At 73.2% G+C, this 17,126-nt stretch carries 16 protein-coding genes; 6 read left to right on the top strand and 10 right to left on the bottom strand.

Annotated elements, in window-relative coordinates:
• The first annotated feature begins 194 nt into the window (after positions 1 to 194).
• Positions 195 to 689 (top strand): MarR family winged helix-turn-helix transcriptional regulator, encoded by a 495-nt coding sequence (locus B1H29_RS12105; RefSeq protein ID WP_055417889.1) that lies wholly within the window; start codon positions 195 to 197, stop codon positions 687 to 689.
• 18 nt (positions 690 to 707) lie between these two features.
• On the opposite strand, the gene B1H29_RS12100 is transcribed toward B1H29_RS12105, so the two are convergent.
• On the bottom strand, positions 708 to 1,499 hold the full coding sequence (locus B1H29_RS12100; protein WP_055417888.1) for a protein phosphatase 2C domain-containing protein: 792 nt from the start codon (positions 1,497 to 1,499) through the stop codon (positions 708 to 710).
• A 440-nt stretch (positions 1,500 to 1,939) separates the two neighbouring features.
• Between B1H29_RS12100 and B1H29_RS12095 the strand changes: the two genes are divergently transcribed.
• From B1H29_RS12095 to B1H29_RS12075, 5 genes are read left to right on the top strand one after another with little or no spacing between them, the layout of a single operon-like run.
• Entirely contained in the window at positions 1,940 to 5,122 is a 3,183-nt protein-coding gene (locus B1H29_RS12095; protein ID WP_279636547.1) for a sensor histidine kinase, read from the top strand.
• Positions 5,119 to 5,664, top strand: coding sequence for a roadblock/LC7 domain-containing protein (locus B1H29_RS12090; RefSeq protein WP_055417887.1), 546 nt, complete (start codon positions 5,119 to 5,121; stop codon positions 5,662 to 5,664). The genes B1H29_RS12095 and B1H29_RS12090 overlap by 4 nt, the downstream gene beginning before the upstream one ends.
• Entirely contained in the window at positions 5,661 to 6,131 is a 471-nt protein-coding gene (locus tag B1H29_RS12085; RefSeq protein WP_055417886.1) for a DUF742 domain-containing protein, read from the top strand. Before B1H29_RS12090 ends, B1H29_RS12085 begins: the two co-directional genes overlap by 4 nt.
• A complete protein-coding gene (locus B1H29_RS12080) occupies positions 6,112 to 6,750 on the top strand; it encodes a GTP-binding protein (RefSeq protein WP_055417885.1) in 639 nt (212 codons plus the stop codon). The genes B1H29_RS12085 and B1H29_RS12080 overlap by 20 nt, the downstream gene beginning before the upstream one ends.
• Before the next feature lie 15 nt (positions 6,751 to 6,765).
• Positions 6,766 to 8,028: a styrene monooxygenase/indole monooxygenase family protein gene (locus B1H29_RS12075; protein WP_055417884.1), complete on the top strand. Its 1,263-nt coding sequence runs from the start codon at positions 6,766 to 6,768 to the stop codon at positions 8,026 to 8,028.
• On the opposite strand, the gene B1H29_RS12070 is transcribed toward B1H29_RS12075, so the two are convergent.
• From B1H29_RS12070 to B1H29_RS12030, 9 genes are all read right to left on the bottom strand, one after another.
• Positions 7,992 to 9,149 (bottom strand): C40 family peptidase, encoded by a 1,158-nt coding sequence (locus B1H29_RS12070; RefSeq protein WP_055417883.1) that lies wholly within the window; start codon positions 9,147 to 9,149, stop codon positions 7,992 to 7,994. The genes B1H29_RS12075 and B1H29_RS12070 overlap by 37 nt on opposite strands.
• 103 nt (positions 9,150 to 9,252) lie before the next feature.
• Positions 9,253 to 9,576: a hypothetical protein gene (locus B1H29_RS12065; RefSeq protein ID WP_055417882.1), complete on the bottom strand. Its 324-nt coding sequence runs from the start codon at positions 9,574 to 9,576 to the stop codon at positions 9,253 to 9,255.
• Positions 9,577 to 9,607: 31 nt separating this feature from the next.
• On the bottom strand, positions 9,608 to 10,261 hold the full coding sequence (locus B1H29_RS12060; protein ID WP_055417881.1) for a TetR/AcrR family transcriptional regulator: 654 nt from the start codon (positions 10,259 to 10,261) through the stop codon (positions 9,608 to 9,610).
• A 62-nt stretch (positions 10,262 to 10,323) separates the two neighbouring features.
• Complete coding sequence (locus B1H29_RS12055) at positions 10,324 to 11,262, bottom strand: AurF N-oxygenase family protein (RefSeq protein ID WP_055417880.1); 939 nt, start codon at positions 11,260 to 11,262, stop codon at positions 10,324 to 10,326.
• Between the two features lie 236 nt (positions 11,263 to 11,498).
• Positions 11,499 to 12,956, bottom strand: a complete 1,458-nt coding sequence (locus B1H29_RS12050; RefSeq protein ID WP_055417879.1) for a penicillin-binding transpeptidase domain-containing protein — start codon at positions 12,954 to 12,956, stop codon at positions 11,499 to 11,501.
• Positions 12,957 to 12,972: 16 nt separating this feature from the next.
• The gene (locus tag B1H29_RS12045) at positions 12,973 to 14,355 is read right to left on the bottom strand and encodes an FtsW/RodA/SpoVE family cell cycle protein (protein ID WP_055417878.1); all 1,383 of its coding nucleotides are present in this window, start codon (positions 14,353 to 14,355) and stop codon (positions 12,973 to 12,975) included.
• Between the two features lie 43 nt (positions 14,356 to 14,398).
• Complete coding sequence (locus B1H29_RS12040; RefSeq protein WP_055417877.1) at positions 14,399 to 14,875, bottom strand: SH3 domain-containing protein; 477 nt, start codon at positions 14,873 to 14,875, stop codon at positions 14,399 to 14,401.
• A gap of 121 nt (positions 14,876 to 14,996) precedes the next feature.
• Positions 14,997 to 16,241 carry a sensor histidine kinase gene (locus B1H29_RS12035; protein ID WP_055417876.1) on the bottom strand — a complete coding sequence of 415 codons (1,245 nt, stop codon included), beginning with the start codon at positions 16,239 to 16,241 and terminating at the stop codon, positions 14,997 to 14,999.
• Positions 16,238 to 17,044 (bottom strand): hypothetical protein, encoded by an 807-nt coding sequence (locus tag B1H29_RS12030; RefSeq protein ID WP_055417875.1) that lies wholly within the window; start codon positions 17,042 to 17,044, stop codon positions 16,238 to 16,240. Before B1H29_RS12030 ends, B1H29_RS12035 begins: the two co-directional genes overlap by 4 nt.
• Positions 17,045 to 17,126: the final 82 nt, after the last annotated feature.

The following is a 17,126-nucleotide window of genomic DNA, read 5'->3' as shown; positions in this document are numbered from 1 at the left end:
AGTGGGGAGGACCCGCAGGTGGCGTGGGCATGCCATCGTGGATCCGGTGGAGACGCTACGCACGTAGAACGGGGGGTGGGAAGAGGGCCCGGAAGACGCCGTTGGTCTAAGCCTGCGAAATACTTGCCAAGCTGCGGTGATGGTGGCCCGTGGCGGAAACTTTCAGGACCGGGAAAATCGAGGCAGGGGCTGACGTGCACGAAAACGGGAACGGCGGCGGTCGCGGAGTCGAATCCGACCTGTCCGGCAGTGGTGTGAACCAGCCGGAGTTCCTGGCGCTGGAGCGGGAGTTGACGGTCCTGCTCCGGCGGGCTCGTGCCAATCAGGGCGAGATGGCCCGGGAGGTCCACCCCGACCTGGAGTCGTCCGCGTACGGCCTTCTCGTCCGGCTCGGCGAGTGCGGCGGGCAGCGGGCCACGGAGCTCGCCGCCTACATCGGCGTCGGCAAGGCGACGATGTCCCGCCAACTGCGCGCCCTGGAGGACCTCGGTCTCGTCGCCCGCGAACCCGACCCCGCGGACGGCCGCGCCTGGCTGATCACCCTGACCCCGGAGGGCCAGTCACGCGTCGGCCGGGTGCGGGAGGCGCGCCGCGCCCGGTACGCCCGCCGGCTCGCCGACTGGGACCCGCGTGAGGTGACGGAACTGGCCCGGCTGCTGCGCGAGCTGAACCGGGGGATGGAGAAGTAGCGCGCCCCCCGGGCGCGTTCACAGTTCCGCGTACACCACCGTCGCGTCGTCGTGCGTCTTGCCGCCCCCCAGGAACGCCCGGCCCCCCGCCGCGTCCGACCGCTCCAGCTCCCGCACCCGGTCCACCAGCGCCTGCGCGCCCTGCTTCCGTACCAGCGCGAGCCAGTCCGCCCAGTCGCCCTCCCGGAACTTCTCCACCCACCGCGCGGCCCCGTCGGTGAGCGCCGCCAGCGTGCGCACCTCGTCGCGCGGCAGCACGCCCGTCACCGCCCGCGCCGCCACCGCCGGGTCGGCCGCGGCCGTGAAGAAACCGCCCTCCCTGTTGCGCAGGTTGGCGTCGACCAGCGCGTCGCTGGCGAGGGCCGCCCGGGGCAGCCTGGCCAGCCGGTCGTCGAGGACGGCCGTGACCGTGCCGTCGGGGGCCTCGACCAGCAGGGCCGAGTCGGACAGGACCAGGTACTCGACGGCGGCGGGGGACCAGCGGGCCAGGGCCACGGTTGCCTGCGGAGTCCGCGGGTGAGAAAGGTCACAGGTTTCCGCGTGTGCCGCCGAGGTACGAGCGATGGCGCGGGACAGGGCTTCGGCGAGGGGGACATCCGGCAGTGAAACGGTCAGTTCGGTCAGGGCGCCGCCGAGGTGCGCGGTGAACCAGGGCACGGAATGCAGACATCCCGTCGCGGTCCGCGGCGGGGTCACGCCGTCCAGCACGACGAGCGAACCACCCTGTCCCGAGGCCGGAAGTCCGACGCTCGCGAAGTCCTCGTTGGGGTGGTCGGGCAGGCCGGGTTCCGAGACGAGTTCCGTGCGCATCCGGCCAGTCTGCACGACCTCTTCACGGTGTCCGCAAATGGCCGGTGACTTTCCCGGGACCGACGCAGGCGCGCAGGTCAGACGCCGGATTTGGGGTGGAATTCGGCACTCCGGCAACACGTGGCGGCACATAGTGCCACCGCCCGTCCCAGACGTCCAACCGGCGCGCCGCGCACCCGCGTCGCCCGAGCCGGGGGAACTTGCTCCCCAACTCCCGTCCGGGGTTCACTCCTTCGGGTGGCGGGTCGGATGATGCACGCCCACCGCCCACCGGCACTGGGAGGGTCGGGACCCGGTGGAGGGCCTGCCCTGCTCACGCGGTCTCCCCGTCCGATGCGCAGTCGGCGGCCGGGGAGCAGCCCAGAGCGTGGCGGAGGGTGCACGCGCCGACCGGCCAGTTGACGGAGCGCCACCCGGGCCCACGGGTACACGAGTCAGGAATGCGAGCACCGGTGCACAAGACGCGGCCTCGTCGCACAGGCAAGCAGACGGCCCCCGTGGGGAGCGCGGAGCGCACCCCCGGCACCTCCACCCCGGCGCCGCCTCAGGCCCCCGTCGGCAAGGGCCGTCCGACCCACGTACGCAACCGCCTCATCGTCGCCGTGGCGGTCGTCGCCGCGGCCATCGCCGGGGCCGGAGCCCCGTCGGTCGTGGCCGCCTCCGGGCAACTGCACGACTCCCAGGAACTGGTGACGCTCGCCGAGCAGACCCAGGGCGCGCTGACCCTCGCCCACTCCCTCGCCGACGAGCGGGACGAGGTCACCCCGTACATCGCCGCCGACCGCCCCGAGTCCAAGGCGCCCTCCGAGCAGCGCAGCGCCCGCGTCGACCGGCAGGTGGAGGAGCTGCGCGCCGACACCGACACGCCGGCCTCCCTGCGCGAGGACCTGGACGCCATCGCGGCGCTGCGCCGGGCGGCGCTCACCGGCAAGAGCAGCGCCCTCGAGGCCCACGAGGCGTACTCGGAGGCGATCACCGAACTCCACGCCCTGGCGGAGGAGCTGGCCGAGCGCATGCCGCCCCGCGCGGGCGCCGGCGCGTACGCCCTGGCCGAGCTGGACACCGCCGTCCAGCAGGCCGCCGCCACCCGCGGCCTGCTGCTCGCGGCGCTGAACGTGCCGAGCAGCACCCAGACGGTCATCGACCCGATCACGGGCCTGCCGACCGAGACGACCACCTCCTCGGACGCCGACGCCGAGCAGCGCGACGCGCTCGCCGCCGCCGCCCAGCAGGCCCGGGTGCGCTCCGACGCCGCCCTCGCCGACTTCCGCGAGGGCGCGCCCAAGGAGGCGCGCGGCAGCTTCGACACCACGGTCGCCGGCCCCGAGGTCAACTCCGCCGAGAAGTACCTCGCCGGCCTCACGGACGAGCCGACGCTCTCCGACGACGACCTCGGCACCAGCACCAAGAGGCTGGACGCCGCGCTCTCCGCCCGCGTCGACGCCATGCGCGGCGCCGAGTCCGCCCTGTACGAGAAGCGCACCACGGCCCTGGAGCAACTGCGCGACGACGACGTCACCGCGCTGGAGATCCGCATCGCGGCCCTCGGCGGCCTGATCCTGCTCGCCGTCGGCGTCGCCACCGCCATGGCCCGCACCCTCACCCGCCCGCTGTCGGTGCTGCGCCGCGGCTCGGCCCGGCTGGCCGGCGCGGAGGACCCCACAGCCGAAGAGCCCGTCACCTTCACCGGCCGCAACGACGAGTTCGCCCAGGTCGTCCGCTCCGTCAACGCCCTGCACACGCACGCCGCCACGCTCGCCGAGCGCGTCAACACGCTGGAGGCCGACCGCAAGCACCTCGTCGGCCAGCGGCAGAAGATGGCCGACGCCCGCGAGGAACTGCGCGCCGAACTCGCCGAGTCCGCCGCCCAGCTCGAGGTCGTGCGCAAGAGCATCGGCTCCACCTTCGTGAACCTCGCGCTGCGCACCCTCGGCCTGGTCGAGCGGCAACTCGCGGTCATCGAGAGCCTGGAGGAGCGCGAGCAGGACCCGGACCGTCTCTCCACCCTGTTCAAGCTCGACCACTTCGCCACGGTCATGCGCCGGCACAGCGAGAACCTCCTCGTCCTCGCCGGCACCGAGCATGTCCAGCACAGCGCCGGGCCGGTGCCGCTGGTCGACGTGGTCCGGGCCGCGGTCAGCGAGATCGAACGCTACGAGCGGGTCCGCATCGCCGCGCTGCCGCCGCACGCGCACGTGGCCGGATTCGCCGCCGACGACCTCTCCCACCTGCTGGCCGAGCTGATGGAGAACGCCACCTCCTTCTCGCCGCCGGACCTGCCCGTCGAGGTCTCCGGCTGGCTGCTGGAGAACGGCGAGGTGATGCTCTCCGTCCAGGACGAGGGCATCGGCATGGTCACCGAGCGGCTCCAGCGGCTCAACGCCCGACTCACCGACTTCGACCCGGACGCGCCCTACGACCAGGAGGGCGACGACGGTCTCGGGCTCGGCCTGTACGTGGTGGCCCGGCTGGCCCACCGGCACGGTGCGCGCGTGCGGCTGCGGGAGCAGAAGCAGGGCGGCGTCGCGGCCGTCGTGGTCCTTCCGGACACCCTGCTCGCGGCGGCCCCGCCGGCCGCCGTCGCCCCGACCGTGCCGATGTCCGAGGGCACCGGCTCCTTCTCCCTGCCGGGCGCCGACGCGGAGGCCAACTCCAACGTCCTGCACGGCCGCGCGGAGAAGGGTCCGCTGGACGGCGTGGACCCGTTGGTCGCCTCGGCGGAACAGGCCGTACGGCGCGCGGAGGCCGACGAGGCCAAGAGCGAGGAGGCGGCCCCGGAGGCGGAAGCGGCCGCGGCGCCCGCACCGGCTCCCTCCCCGGTCCCGCCGGCGGCACCGGAGACGGACCGGGCACGGGAAGCCGGCCCGGGCGCGGACCCGGAGCCCGCCCCGGAGGCGGCCCCGGAGCCCGTCCCGGAAGCGGAGGACTCCGCGTCCTCCCGACCGGGCCGCGACCTCCCCGACGACGCCACGATGGCCCTCCTGCTGCCGACGCCGACACCGGAACCGGCAGAGCCCACGGAACCGGAACCGGCACAGACCACGGAACAGGCACCGGACCGAGGACAGGCACCGGACCAGGCAGAGGCCCAGACCACGGAACCGGCACCGGAACCGGCACCGGCACCGGAGGAATCCACGCCGGAGCCCGCCCCGCAGGAGCCCACCGCGATCGAGCTCCCGGGACAGCGCTCCGCCGGCCCCTACGCCATCGGCCCCGACACCCACGACCGCACCCCGGACGAGGGCACCGCGCGGGCCGAGACTGCCGGTACCGCCGAGATTGCCGGTACCGCCGAGACCGCTGAGACTGCCGGTACCGCCGAGACCGCCGGTACCGCCGAGGACGCCGGACCGGCCGAGCCCGTCACCGACAAGGGGCTGCCCAAGCGGACCCCGAAGCTCAGCACACCCGCGGCGGACCCGCGGCCGCGCTCGGCGGGTTCCGTCGACGCCGACGCACTCCGCCGCCGCCTGGGCGGTTTCCGCCGGGGCGCGGAGGCAGGTCGCCGCGACGTCGAGGCGGAGATCGCCGACCGGACCGCTCAGACCGAGGCGCCGACCGCCGAAGCGGGGAAAACCGAAGAAGCCACGGGGGGCACTGTCGAGGAGGCAAGTAGTTGAGCGCGCCCAGTACCTTCGGACTCAGCAGTGAAGCCCGCAATCTGCACTGGCTGCTGACCAACCTGGTCGAGGAGGTGCCCGGCATCCTCTCGGTCGCGGTCGTCTCCTCCGACGGCCTGCTGCTGCTCTCCTCCGATCAGGACCTCCCCCACGCTCGAACGAGCTCGCGCGGGGGGACCCCCATCGACGCGGCCCGCGAGGCCCAGGCCGTGCGCCGCAGCGGCCCGCGGGGATCCGTCGCCGACCTCGCCACCGTCGTCTCCGGCGTCGGCAGCCTCACCATCGGCGCCGCCCGGCTGATGGACTTCGGCAACGTGAAGCACACGATGGTCGCCATGGACGAGGGCAGCCTGTTCGTGATGTCGATCAGCGACGGCTCGCTGCTCGGTGTGCACGGCTCCGCGGACGCCGACATGAGCGTCATCGCGTACCACATGGCGCTGTTCGTCGGCCGCGCCGGCCACGTCCTGACCCCCGAACTCCGCAGCGAGCTGCGGAAATCCCTGGAGACCGAGACGACCTCGACGGGGAGTACCCGATGAGCAGCAGCCCCAGGAAACCCCCGAAGTCCCTCCCCGTACGCGGCTCGGACCGCAAGTCCGCCCGCGTACGCCCCTACTCGCTCACCGGCGGCCGTACCCGCTTCGGGCACGTCCTGCTCGTCGAGACGTTCGTCGGCGCCACGGCCGGCACCGCCGCGCTGGAAGCCGCCGAGGAGCGCAAGGAACTGACTGGGGGTACCTCCCACGCATTTGGCAGTGGGGGAGGCTCGCTCACCTCCCGCGTGATGCCGGAGATGCGGGCCATCGTCGAACTGTGCCGCCGTATGCGTACGGTGGCCGAGATCGCCGCGCTGCTGAAGATGCCGCTCGGCGTGGTCCGCGTGCTCCTCAGCGACCTCGCGGACCAGGGAAAGATCCGTGTGTACGGAACCGGGACCGGCCACGGAACGGGCCGCCCGGACCGCGCTCTGCTCGAAAGGGTGCTCAGTGGACTCCGCCGTCTCTGACGCCGCCTACGGCGTCTCCCCGCTCGTCGACCCCGACGAGCCCATGCAGCCCTGGCAGACGGATCGCACCCGCGCGCCCATAGCCACGAAGATCGTGGTGGCGGGAGGGTTCGGCGTCGGCAAGACCACGCTGGTCACCGCCGTCTCGGAGATCACGCCCCTGCAGACCGAGGCGCTGATGACCGAGGCGAGCCAGGAGACCGACGACCTCACCGACACCCCGGGCAAGCTCACCACCACCGTGGCCATGGACTTCGGCCGCATCACGCTCGACGACGACCTGGTGCTCTACCTGTTCGGCACGCCGGGGCAGCAGCGGTTCTGGTTCATGTGGGACGACCTGGTGCGCGGCGCGATCGGCGCCGTCGTGCTGGCCGACACCCGCCGCCTGAAGGACTGCTTCCCGGCGCTGGACTACTTCGAGAGCTGCGGACTGCCGTACGTCGTCGCGGTGAACCACTTCGACGGCAGTGAGCTGTTCGAGGCGGAGGACGTGCGGGAGGCGTTGACGATCCCCGCGCACATACCTGTAATGATCATGGATGCGCGCCGCCGGATCTCGGCCATCGAGACCCTCTTGTCCCTCGTGGGCCACGCGCTCGACGAAACCCCCGAGTAGGAGACGGAACCCCGCATGCGGAAGATACTCGTCGTCGGAGCCGGCCAGTCCGGACTCCAGCTCGCCCTCGGCCTCCAGTCGCACGGCTACGAGGTCACCCTGATGTCCAACCGGACCGCCGACGAGATCCGCACCGGCCGGGTCATGTCGACGCAGTGCATGTTCCACACGGCACTCCAGCACGAGCGCGACCTCCAACTGAACTTCTGGGAGTCCCAGGCCCCGAAGATCGAGGGACTCGGCGTCTCGGTGGCGGCCCCCGGCTCCTTCGACCCGGGCCCCTCGCAGCGCGCGATCGACTGGCTGGGGCACCTCGACGGCTTCGCGCAGTCGGTCGACCAGCGGGTGAAGATGGCCGGCTGGATGGAGACCTTCGCGCAGCGCGGCGGCCAGTTGGTCATTCACGGCGCGGCCGTCGGCGACCTGGACTACTTCGCCCGTGCCTACGACCTCGTCCTCGTCTCGGCGGGCAAGGGCGAGCTGGTGCAGATGTTCGGCCGCGACGCCTCCCGCTCCCCGTACAGCGAACCGCAGCGCGCGCTCGCGGTGGCCTACGTCCACGGGATGGGCCCGCGCCCGGAGCACCCGGAGACGGAGGCCGTCCGCTGCAACCTGGTCCCGGGCGTCGGCGAGATGTTCATCATGCCGACGTTCACGACCTCGGGCCGCGCCGACATCCTGTTCTGGGAGGGCATACCCGGCGGCCCGCTGGACGCCTTCAAGGACGTCAAGGACCCGGCGGAGCACCTCTCCCTGACCCTGGAACTCATGGAGAAGTTCCTCCCCTGGGAGTACGCGCGGGCCACCAAGGTCGAACTGACCGACGCCGGCGGCACCCTCGCCGGCCGCTACGCCCCCACCGTCCGCAACCCGGTCGGCCGCCTCCCCGGCGGCGGCCTGGTCCTCGGCGTGGCCGACGTGGTCGTCGCCAACGACCCGATCACCGGCCAGGGCTCCAACTCCGCCTCCAAGTGCGCCGCCTCCTACCTCGCCTCCATCCTGGAGCAGGGGGAGAAGGAGTTCGACGAGGCCTGGATGCGGCAGACCTTCGACCGCTACTGGGACACGGCCCGGCACGTCACCAAGTGGACGAACACGATGCTCGCCCCGCCGCCGGAGCACGTCCTGAACCTGATCGGCGCCGCCGGCCAGCTCCAGCCCGTCGCCGACCGCTTCGCCAACGGCTTCAACGACCCGGCCGACTTCGAGAACTTCTTCTACGACCCGGCGAAGACCGAGGGCTACCTGACGGAGGTCTCGGGCGCGGCCGGCGCGTAGGCGGCCGCGTACCCCTCGTCGGACCCGTCCGTCGCCCCCTCGGGGAGCCGCGGCGGCGTGTACCGCCGCAGCGGCTCCCCGCCGGGGTCGGGGCGTACGGCGCCCAGGACCGGGTTGGCCGCGATCGGCGACACCTTGACCTCGGCGCCGGGGCGCGGTGCCTGGACGACCATGCCGTCGCCGAGGTACATGGCCACATGGGTGGCCTCGGGGAAGTACACGACCAGGTCGCCGGGCCGCAGCTCGCCCAGCGGCACCCGGTCCAGCCGCGCCCACTGCTCCTGGCTGGTCCGCGGGATCGGCGTACCGGCCCGCTCCCAGGCCACGGAGGTCAGCCCCGAGCAGTCGTACGACGCCGGTCCCTCCGCGCCCCACTCGTACGGCTTGCCGAGCTGCTCCACCGCGAAGCGCACCGCCCGGTCGCCCTCGGCGGACGGCTTGTCGTCGTCCCCGAGCGCGCCGGACGCCATGAACCGCTCCTGTGCCTCGGCGATCCCGCTCTTCTCGAACTCCGCCAGCGCGGCCAGTTCCCCGGGGGTGAGCGAGGCGAGCAGCTCCTCCACGGCACGCAGCCGCTCGTGTACGTCGTCCCGCTCCCGCTCCCGCCGTTCGGCCAGGACGAGTTGCCGGTCCAGTGCCTCGCGGGCCCGGCGGGCCAGCTCGCCGGCCCTCTTCTCGTCGCCGGTCAGGCGGCCCACCGTGTCGGCCCGCTCCCGGGCCAGCCGCCCGATCACGTGTCCCTGGGCGAGCGCGCGCTGCGGGTCACGGGCGAGCAGCAGCCGCAGGTAGGGGGAGAGGTCGCCGCTGTTGCGGTACTGCTGCCGGGCCAGCCGTCCGGCCGCGCCCCGGCTGTCGTGCAGGGACAGCCGGGTCCGGGCCAGCGCGGTGTCCAGCCGCTCGACCTCGGCACGCTGCTCCTTCAGCCGCTCCTCGGTGCCGTTGTAGGTCTCGGTGGCCTTCTCCGCCTCCCGGTACAGCCGCTGAAGGTCCGTCAGCAGTCCGGCCACGGACCGGTCGCCGCCGGCGCCCGGCTCGGGTTCGGCCGCGGCGGGCACGGGCGCGAGGACGATCCCGGCCGCCACCACCGCCGTACACGCCAGACGCAGAAGCCTTCCTGACACGCCATCACCTCCGTCGCGCAGCGGTGGGTCCGCTCCGCACGGTGAGCATGTGGCGTGTTTCCGGGCTCCGCGCGGCGAGTGTGCGCGGTTCGGCGCAACGGGGTCACCCGTGGGCGTCGTCCGGCTTGCCACCCGGCGTGGCGTCTGGCTCGCCGGCCGGCCCGGCGCCCGGTCTGGACCAGGGCCACTTCCGGCCGGCACCCTTCCGGCCCTCGGGGTCGTACGCGTACTTCCAGCGGGCGAACCGCAGCCCGCCCCGGGCGCCCCGGGGCACCCGCCGGTACACCAGCACGGTGGGCGGGCCGCCGTCCGGGTCCGGTACGGGGATGCGGTAGGTCTTCGGCGGGTGCCCGGTCATCCCGACCAGCACGGGCAGCACCCGCCCGTCCATGGGGCCGCCCTCGAAGGGGGTGTCTTCGCTCTTCACGCACCCAGTGTCAGTGATCCGGGCACCGGTGTCAGACGTCCGCCGCCAGCGCCTCGACCAGCGCCGCGGTCTGCGGGTCGCGGCGGGCGGTGACCGTCAGCACGGCGAGGAACTGCTCCACGAGCCAGTCCCGCAGCTCGTCCACGGGCGGCTGCTTGCCCTCGTCCAGCCAGATCAGCGAGGCCGCCTCCACCGCGGTGATCCACATCCGGACGGTCATCCGCAGCCGGGGTCCGGGTTCGGCGACGGCCAGATGGCTCATGATGTGGTCGGCGGCGGCCCGGCGTACGCCGTCCACTATGGAGGAGGTCCGGGAGGTCTCCGCCACGCTGCCGCCGCGCAGCAGGGCGCTGAAGCCGGTGTCGTGCTCGTCGACGAAGGCGAGGTAGCGGTCCAGGGCGCGGGAGAGCCGGGCCAGCAGCGGGCCCTCGCGGGGCTCGTCGAAGCACAGCCGCAGCTCGTCGGCGGCCGACCTGAGCGCCGCCTCGTAGAGCTGCTGCTTGCCGCCGGGGAAGTACCGGTACACCAGTGGCCGCGACACCCCGGCCTGCTCCGCCACGTCGTCCAGGGAGACCTCCTCCGGTGGCCGGTGCGCGAAGAGGGCGAGCGCCGCGTCGAGCAGTTGGACGCGGCGCTCCTCGACGCTGAGCCGGCGGTAGGCGGGGGTGGGGGCCTGCGGGGTCATGAACCGCAGCGTAACCCGCACACCGCCGACGCCTCGCGCGTGAGCGGCCCGGACCGGCCCGACTACGCCAGCAGTCCCGACGACCTCCACAGCTTCCGTCCGACCCCGCGCAGCACCCCGATGTCGTCCAGGAAGTCCGTCAGGCGCTTGGCTCCGGTCTGCATGATCTCCTTGCGGTGGCCGCTGGCCTTGACCTGGGCCAGGGCCTCGCGCTTGTCCAGGCCGACGTTCGTGTAGACCTCGGGGTTGATGAAGGCGATGGAGAAGACGCGGGCGAACTCGCCGGAGGTGATCCGGGTGAACTCCTGCGACCACTTCGGCGCCGTCACCATCTGGCGGCGCAGCTCCTCACGGGCGTAGCGCACGTGGCGGGCCTCCTCCACGACGTGGATGCGCGTGACGCCCCGGATCAGCGGCTGGACCCGCTCGTCGGGGAAGGTCAGCCGCTGCATCCAGTCCAGCACCTCCTCGCCGAGCAGCGTGGCGGTGAAGGAGCCGGGCGTGGTGGAGATCGTCTTGAACAGGCGCCCCAGGTGCTGGTGGACCGGGCTCACGGGGTACCAGGGAGTCTCGCCGCGCGATATCAGCCGGGCGAACATCTTCGAGTGCCGGCACTCGTCCTCGATCTCGGTCAGCGCGTAGCGCACGTGCGCGCTCGTCGCGGCCTTGTCGTAGATGTGCCGGACCAGGAGCTGCATGAGGATCAGCTCGAACCAGATGCCGAGCGAGGCGAGCGCCGCGGCCTCGTGCTGGGAGAGCACGATGCGCTGCTCCTCGCTCATCCGCTTCCACATCGGGGTGTCGTACAACGACACCAGCTCCGGCGGCCAGAACCACTTGCCCTCCTCGAAGGGCGCCTCCCAGTCCAGCTCCTTGTCCGGGTCGAAGGAGTGCTTGGCGGAAGAGTCGAGCAGCCGTTCGGCCACCTGCTCCCGGTCCTTGAGCAGGCCGAGCGCGTCGCGCAGACCATCGAGCGCGTCGGCTTCCGTCAGGGTCGTCATGGCTGTCCCACCTCGTCGTACGGTTCGGGTTACCCGCGGTCACTCACTCACTTCGTCTTATGAGACTGCGTGTCAGTAAGCCCGTCAATCCCCTGGACGGGACTTGTTGACCGGGAGTAAAGATGGGACCGGGCGCCAACGGCGTCGGGGCGTTCGCCTCCCGCCGTGCCGTCAGGTGGACGACGAGCCCGTTGTCGCCGGAGAACGGCACGTGCCGGCGTCGTGGTGACCCCGCCTCACGACTCGAGCACCGCCGCCATCACCGCCCGCGCGATCGGTGCCGCCAGCCCGCCCCCGCTGATGCCCTCGCGGTCCGCCGCGGAGCCCTCGACCACCACCGCGACCGCGACCTTCGGTTCCAGGTCGCCGTCGCCCTGCGCCCAGGAGACGAACCACGCGTACGGCGTGCCCGAGTTGCCGACGCCGTGCTGGGCGGTGCCGGTCTTGCCGCCGACGGTGGCGCCGCGGATCGCGGCGTTCGCGCCGGTGCCCTCCTCCACCACGCCGGTCATCAGCTCCTTGAGCCGTGCCGCCGTCGAGGGGCGCATCGCCTCCCGGGTGGGCCGTGACCCGGCCGTCGCCACCACGCTGCCGCCCGCCCGCAGGGTCCGCTCCACCAGGTACGGCGAGCGCACCCGGCCGCCGTCGGCCACCGCCGCCGCCACCATCGCCATCTGGAGCGGAGTGGCCCGCGTGTTGTACTGCCCGATCGACGACAGCCCGAGCTGCGCCCGGTCCACCGAGGTGTCGAAGGTGCTCGGCGAGACGGCGAAGGGGATCCGCACACCGTCGTCGTTGAAGCCGAAGGCCTCGGCCGTGGCCGCCATGCCGCGCACGCCCACGTCCACGCCGAGCTTGGCGAACACCGTGTTGCAGGACCACTCGAACGCCTCCCGCAGCGAGGCGTTCCGGCAGCCGTCGGCCTCGTTGGTCAGCCGGGTCCGGGTGCCGGGGAGGGTGTACGGGTCGGGCGAGCGGGTCGGCGTGTCGAGGCCCCGGATCACGCCCGCGTCCAGTGCCGCCGCCGCGGTGACCACCTTGAAGGTGGAACCCGGCGGATAGGTCCGGCGCACGGCCCGGTTGAGCATCGGCTTGTCCGGGTCGCCGTTCAGCCGGTTCCAGGTCCGGGTGGCCGCGGTGCTGTTCCCGGAGAGTAGCTGCGGGTCGTACGACGGCGTGGAGACCAGTGCCAGGATCCGGCCGGTCGACGGTTCGATCGCGGCCACCGCCCCCTTGTGCGGGCCGAGCCCCTCGAACGCCGCCCGCTGCGCGGCCCCGTTGATGGTCGTCACCACGTCGCCGCCCGGATTGTGGACCCCGGTGACGTCGTTCCACAGGGGGAGCGGCGCGAGCATCGGGTCGGCGCCGGACAGGAGGCCGTCCTCGGCGTCCTCCAGCAGGGTCGTCCCGTAGGCCTGCGAGGCGAAGCCGGTGATCGGCGCGTACAGCGGCCCCTCCTGGTACGTCCGTTCGAAACGCAGATGCTCGCCGGTGTCCCGGGAGCCGGTGACCGGCTCGCCGCCGACCAGGATGTCGCCGCGCGGCTGCTGGTAGCGGGCGATGTCCGGGCGGCGGTTGGCCGGGTTGCCGTCGTACTGAGGCGCCTGGACGATCTGCACCCGGGCCGCGTTCACCAGCAGGGCGACCAGCAGCAGGGCGCAGAAGACGGCGGCGTGCCGGATGTTCCGGGTCACCGGAGCCCGTCCGTTCTCACGGTGCCACCCGTCCGTCGGCTCGGCCGGCCTGGCTGCGGGCCGCGTGGCTGACCCGGATCAGCAGCGCCACGATCGCCCAGTTGGTGACGACCGAGGAGCCGCCCTGGGCGAGGAACGGCATCGCCATGCCGGTCAGCGGGATCAGCCCGGTCACCCCGCCCGCGATGACGAACACCTGGAGCGCCACGATCGAGGAGAGGCCGACCGCGAGCAGCCGGCCGAAGGGGTCGCGGGCGGCGAGGCCCGCCCGGTAGCCGCGCTCCACCAGCAGCGCGTAGAGCAGGAAGACCGCGGTCAGGCCGAGGAAGCCCAGCTCCTCCCCGGCGGTCGCCAGGATGAAGTCGGACTTGACGGCGAACCCGATCAGGACGGAGTGCCCGAGGCCCAGGCCCGTGCCGGTCACCCCGCCCGCCGCGAAGGCGAACAGCGACTGGGCCAGTTGGTTGGGCCCCCGGCCCGCCTCGATCGACGCGAAGGGGTGCAGCCAGTCCTCCACCCTGCTGTGCACGTGCGGCTCCAGCCAGCCCACGGCCACCGCGCCCAGCGAGGCCAGCACCAGACCGACGGCGATCCAGCCGGTGCGGCCGGTGGCGACGTAGAGAAGGACCACGAAGAGGCCGAAGAAGAGCAGCGAGGTGCCGAGGTCGCGTTCCAGGACCAGAACGCCGACGCTGACCAGCCATACGGCGAGGATCGGGCCGAGGACGCGGCCGGTGGGCAGTTGCAGCCGCCACACACGGCGGCCCGCGTACGCCAGCGCGCTGCGGTTGGCGGCCAGGTAGGCGGCGAAGAACACGGCCAGGAGGACCTTGGCGAACTCGCCGGGCTGGATGGAGAAGCCCTCGATCCGGATCCAGATGCGGGCGCCGTTCACGGCCGGGAAGAAGATCGGCACGGTGAGCAGGACGAGCGCGGCGGCGACGCAGACGTAGGCGTAGCGCTGGAGCACGCGGTGGTCGCGCAGGAGCAGCACGACCACGATGAACAGCCCGACGCCCAGCGTCGACCACACCAGTTGGGTCGGGGCCGCCCGGTCGCCCGGCGTCTCCAGGTCGAGCCGGTAGATCAGCACCAGGCCCAGGCCGTTGAGCAGCACCCCGATGGGCAGCAGCAGCGGGTCGGCCCAGGGGGCGCGCAGCCGCACCGCCAGATGGGCGAGGAGCGCGAGCACGCCGAGCCCGGCGCCGTAACCGGCGGCGCCGGGCGGGAGGGTGCCGTGCTGGGCGAGGCCGACGTTGCAGTAGCCGAACACCGACAGCAGGACGGCCACGACGATGAGCGCGAGTTCGATGCCGCGGCGCCGGGGGAGACGGGCGACGGGAGCGGGCGTGTCCGCCTGTGCCACGGTGATTCCGGTTCCGGTTCCGGCCTTGGTCATGTCCGGAACTTACCCAAATGGTGTGGTGTGGGGTTCGTTGGCATCAGCACCAGCGCGGCGCGGGACCGATGTTGTCGATGTGGCGGGCCGGGCCCCAGGCCCAGGTGCCGTCCGTGAGGAGGTACCAGAGGGGGTTGCCCTTCACCTTGTCCCCGGGGGTCTTGCAGTAGATGTGGACGGTCTCGCCCCGGTGGGCGTACCGGATGACCTCCCCGCCGCGGCTCGGCGAGGTGCGCAGGGCGAGCCGGTCGGCCGTGACGACACCCCGGTAGCTGCCCTGCTCCTGGCGGCCGCCGTTCCCGCCCCATTCGTCGCCGCCGTTTCCACCGCCGTTTCCACCACCGTTTCCACCGGACGGGCCGGTGGTGGCGCTGCCGGAACCGGCATCCCCGCCGCCCCATTCGTCGTTCGCGACGGCGGGCGTGACGGCGACGGCGGTGGCGAGCGCGCCGGCGGCGACCGCGGTGGCGAGGCCGCGCAGGAGCGGTGAGCGCGTGGAGCGTGCGGACAACAGGGACATGGGAGTTCCTCCCGGGAGCGAACGGGTCTTCAGGTGACTGATCGCCACATTAGGAGCGCTCGGCGCGGACCGCCCGCCGCACTGAGCCATCGGGGAACCGCCCCCGGTCACCGAGCCCGGGTCAGGGCTGCCGAGGCAGGCTCAGGACCGCCAGCGCCCCGCCGTCCGGCGGGTTCGTGAACTCCAGCCGCGCGCCGAGCACCTCCGCCTGCCCCAGGGCGATCGTCAGCCCGAGGCCGTGCCCCTTGGTCCCGCCCTCGGTGCGGAACCGCTGCGGCCCGTGGGCGAGGAGGTATTCCGGATAGCCGTCCCCGTGGTCCCGTACGGTGATCACCGGCCCGTCGACGGTCAGCACCACCGGCGCCCGACCGTGCCGCTGCGCGTTGGCGACCAGGTTGCCGAGCACCCGCTCCAGCCGCCGCCGGTCGGTCTCCACCCGCACGTCCCGTACGACGTCCACGCGGGTGTCGGTGCCGGAGCCCCGCACGACCCGCGCGGCCAGGTCGCCCAGCGCCTCCGGCTCCGTCTCCAGCCGCTCCCGTCCGCTGTCCAACCGGGAGATCTCCAGCAGGTCCTCGGTGAGTGTGCGCAGGGCCGCCACCCGGTCCTGGACCAACTCGGTCGGGCGGCCCGGCGGCAGCAGCTCGGCCGCCGCGTGCAGGCCGGTCAGCGGAGTGCGCAGCTCGTGCGCCACGTCCGCGGTGAACCGCTGCTCGGCCAGCAGCTTGCCCTGCAGTGACGACGCCATGGAGTCCAGCGCGGCGGCGACCGAGGCCACCTCGTCCTGCGGGCGCGTCGGATCCTGCGCACGGGGGTCGCCCACGCGCGCGTCCAGGTCGCCCGTGCTGATCCGCCGGGCCACCCGCGCCGTCGTGTGCAGCCGGCGCGTCACCCGCGTCACCGCGAACGCCCCGACCAGCAGCGTCGCCCCGATCGCCAGCGCCGACGACCACACGATCGCGCCGTCCAGGCCGTCGATGGTGCGCTGCCCCTGCGTGTGGTCGACCTGTACCGCGAGCGCCCGGCCACCGTCGGCGGGGCCCGCCGCCCACATGGTGGGGCGCCCGTCGTGCTCGGCGACCATCGTGCCGCGCAGGCCCGAGACGGCCAGCTCCCGCAGCGGCCGCGGCAGCCCCGGCGGATCGACGCCGGCCCCCCGCCGCAACGGGTCTCCGGCCTCGTACGCCTTCGTCGCCTCCCCCAGTCTGGACAGGGCGGCGTCGCGGGCCTGGCCCACGGCCTGGTCGGTGACCGAGACGTGCACCAGGACGCCGAGCAGCGCGGCGAGCGCGCAGCACATCACGGTGATGAAGACGGCGGCCTTCACCGCGAGCGGGCCGGTCCACCGGGGGAGGGCGAGTCTCACCGGGCGCTCACCGACGGGGACGCGGACCGGGACGCCGACGGGGACGGGGACGGGGGCATGGACGGGGACGGGGACGGGGACGGACGCTTGGCGGGCTTCCCGCCGTCGTCCGTGCGCAGCATCTCGTCGCTCGTGAGGAGCATGGCCCGCTGGTCGGGGTCCCACGTCCACCGGAGCCGGTACTCGTAGCCCGCGACCTCCGACGGCGAGCGGAGGATCACCGTCCGCCCGGCCAGCGCGACCGAGCTCACCGCGTCGTCGTAGGACATGACCCGTACGAGCCGGTCCTTGTCGACGGTGTAGACGCGCACGGCGGTCATGTTCTCGGGCAGCAGCCGGAAGCCCAGGGTCATCTCGGGGCGCCCGTCGCCGGTCAGGTCGCGGTAGTACGGCCTGAGCACCGGGCACCGGCCGTCCGCACCGTCGGCCCAGCCCGGGCCGCAGTCCGCCATCCGGCGGGCCGTCTCGCGGTACGGCGCCTCGTCGCCCTCGTAGTCGTCCGGGTGCGCGGCGATCTCGGCCCGCACGGCGGCCACCGGGTCGGCCTCGCGGATGTCACCGCCGGGCACGGCGACACCCTTGACGACCTCGTTGTCCACCTCGCCGATGTCGTAGGCCGGGCTCGACGCCGGGGCCAGGTCGGGCCAGAGCCGGGCCGGGCTCCGCGCGGCCGGTGTCGCCCCCGCGCTCCGCAGCCCGCCCGAGTCACCGCAGGCGGTCAGCGCGCCGGCCGCCGCGGCCGCCAGGAGCAGCGCGAGGACGGCGGTGACGCGGGCGGGGCGCCCGCGGCGGCTCGGGGGCACTGCACTCCTGGGGTTCGGTCGTCTGACGACGTCAGGTGATCGGCATCGGTGATCCGCTACACCTTATTCGGACGGAAGTCCA

The sequence above is a fragment of the Streptomyces pactum genome, from assembly GCF_002005225.1.
Lineage (GTDB): Bacteria > Actinomycetota > Actinomycetes > Streptomycetales > Streptomycetaceae > Streptomyces > Streptomyces pactum_A.
Note: the sequence above shows the minus strand (reverse complement) of the source record. Positions and strands in the feature narration are given on the sequence as shown.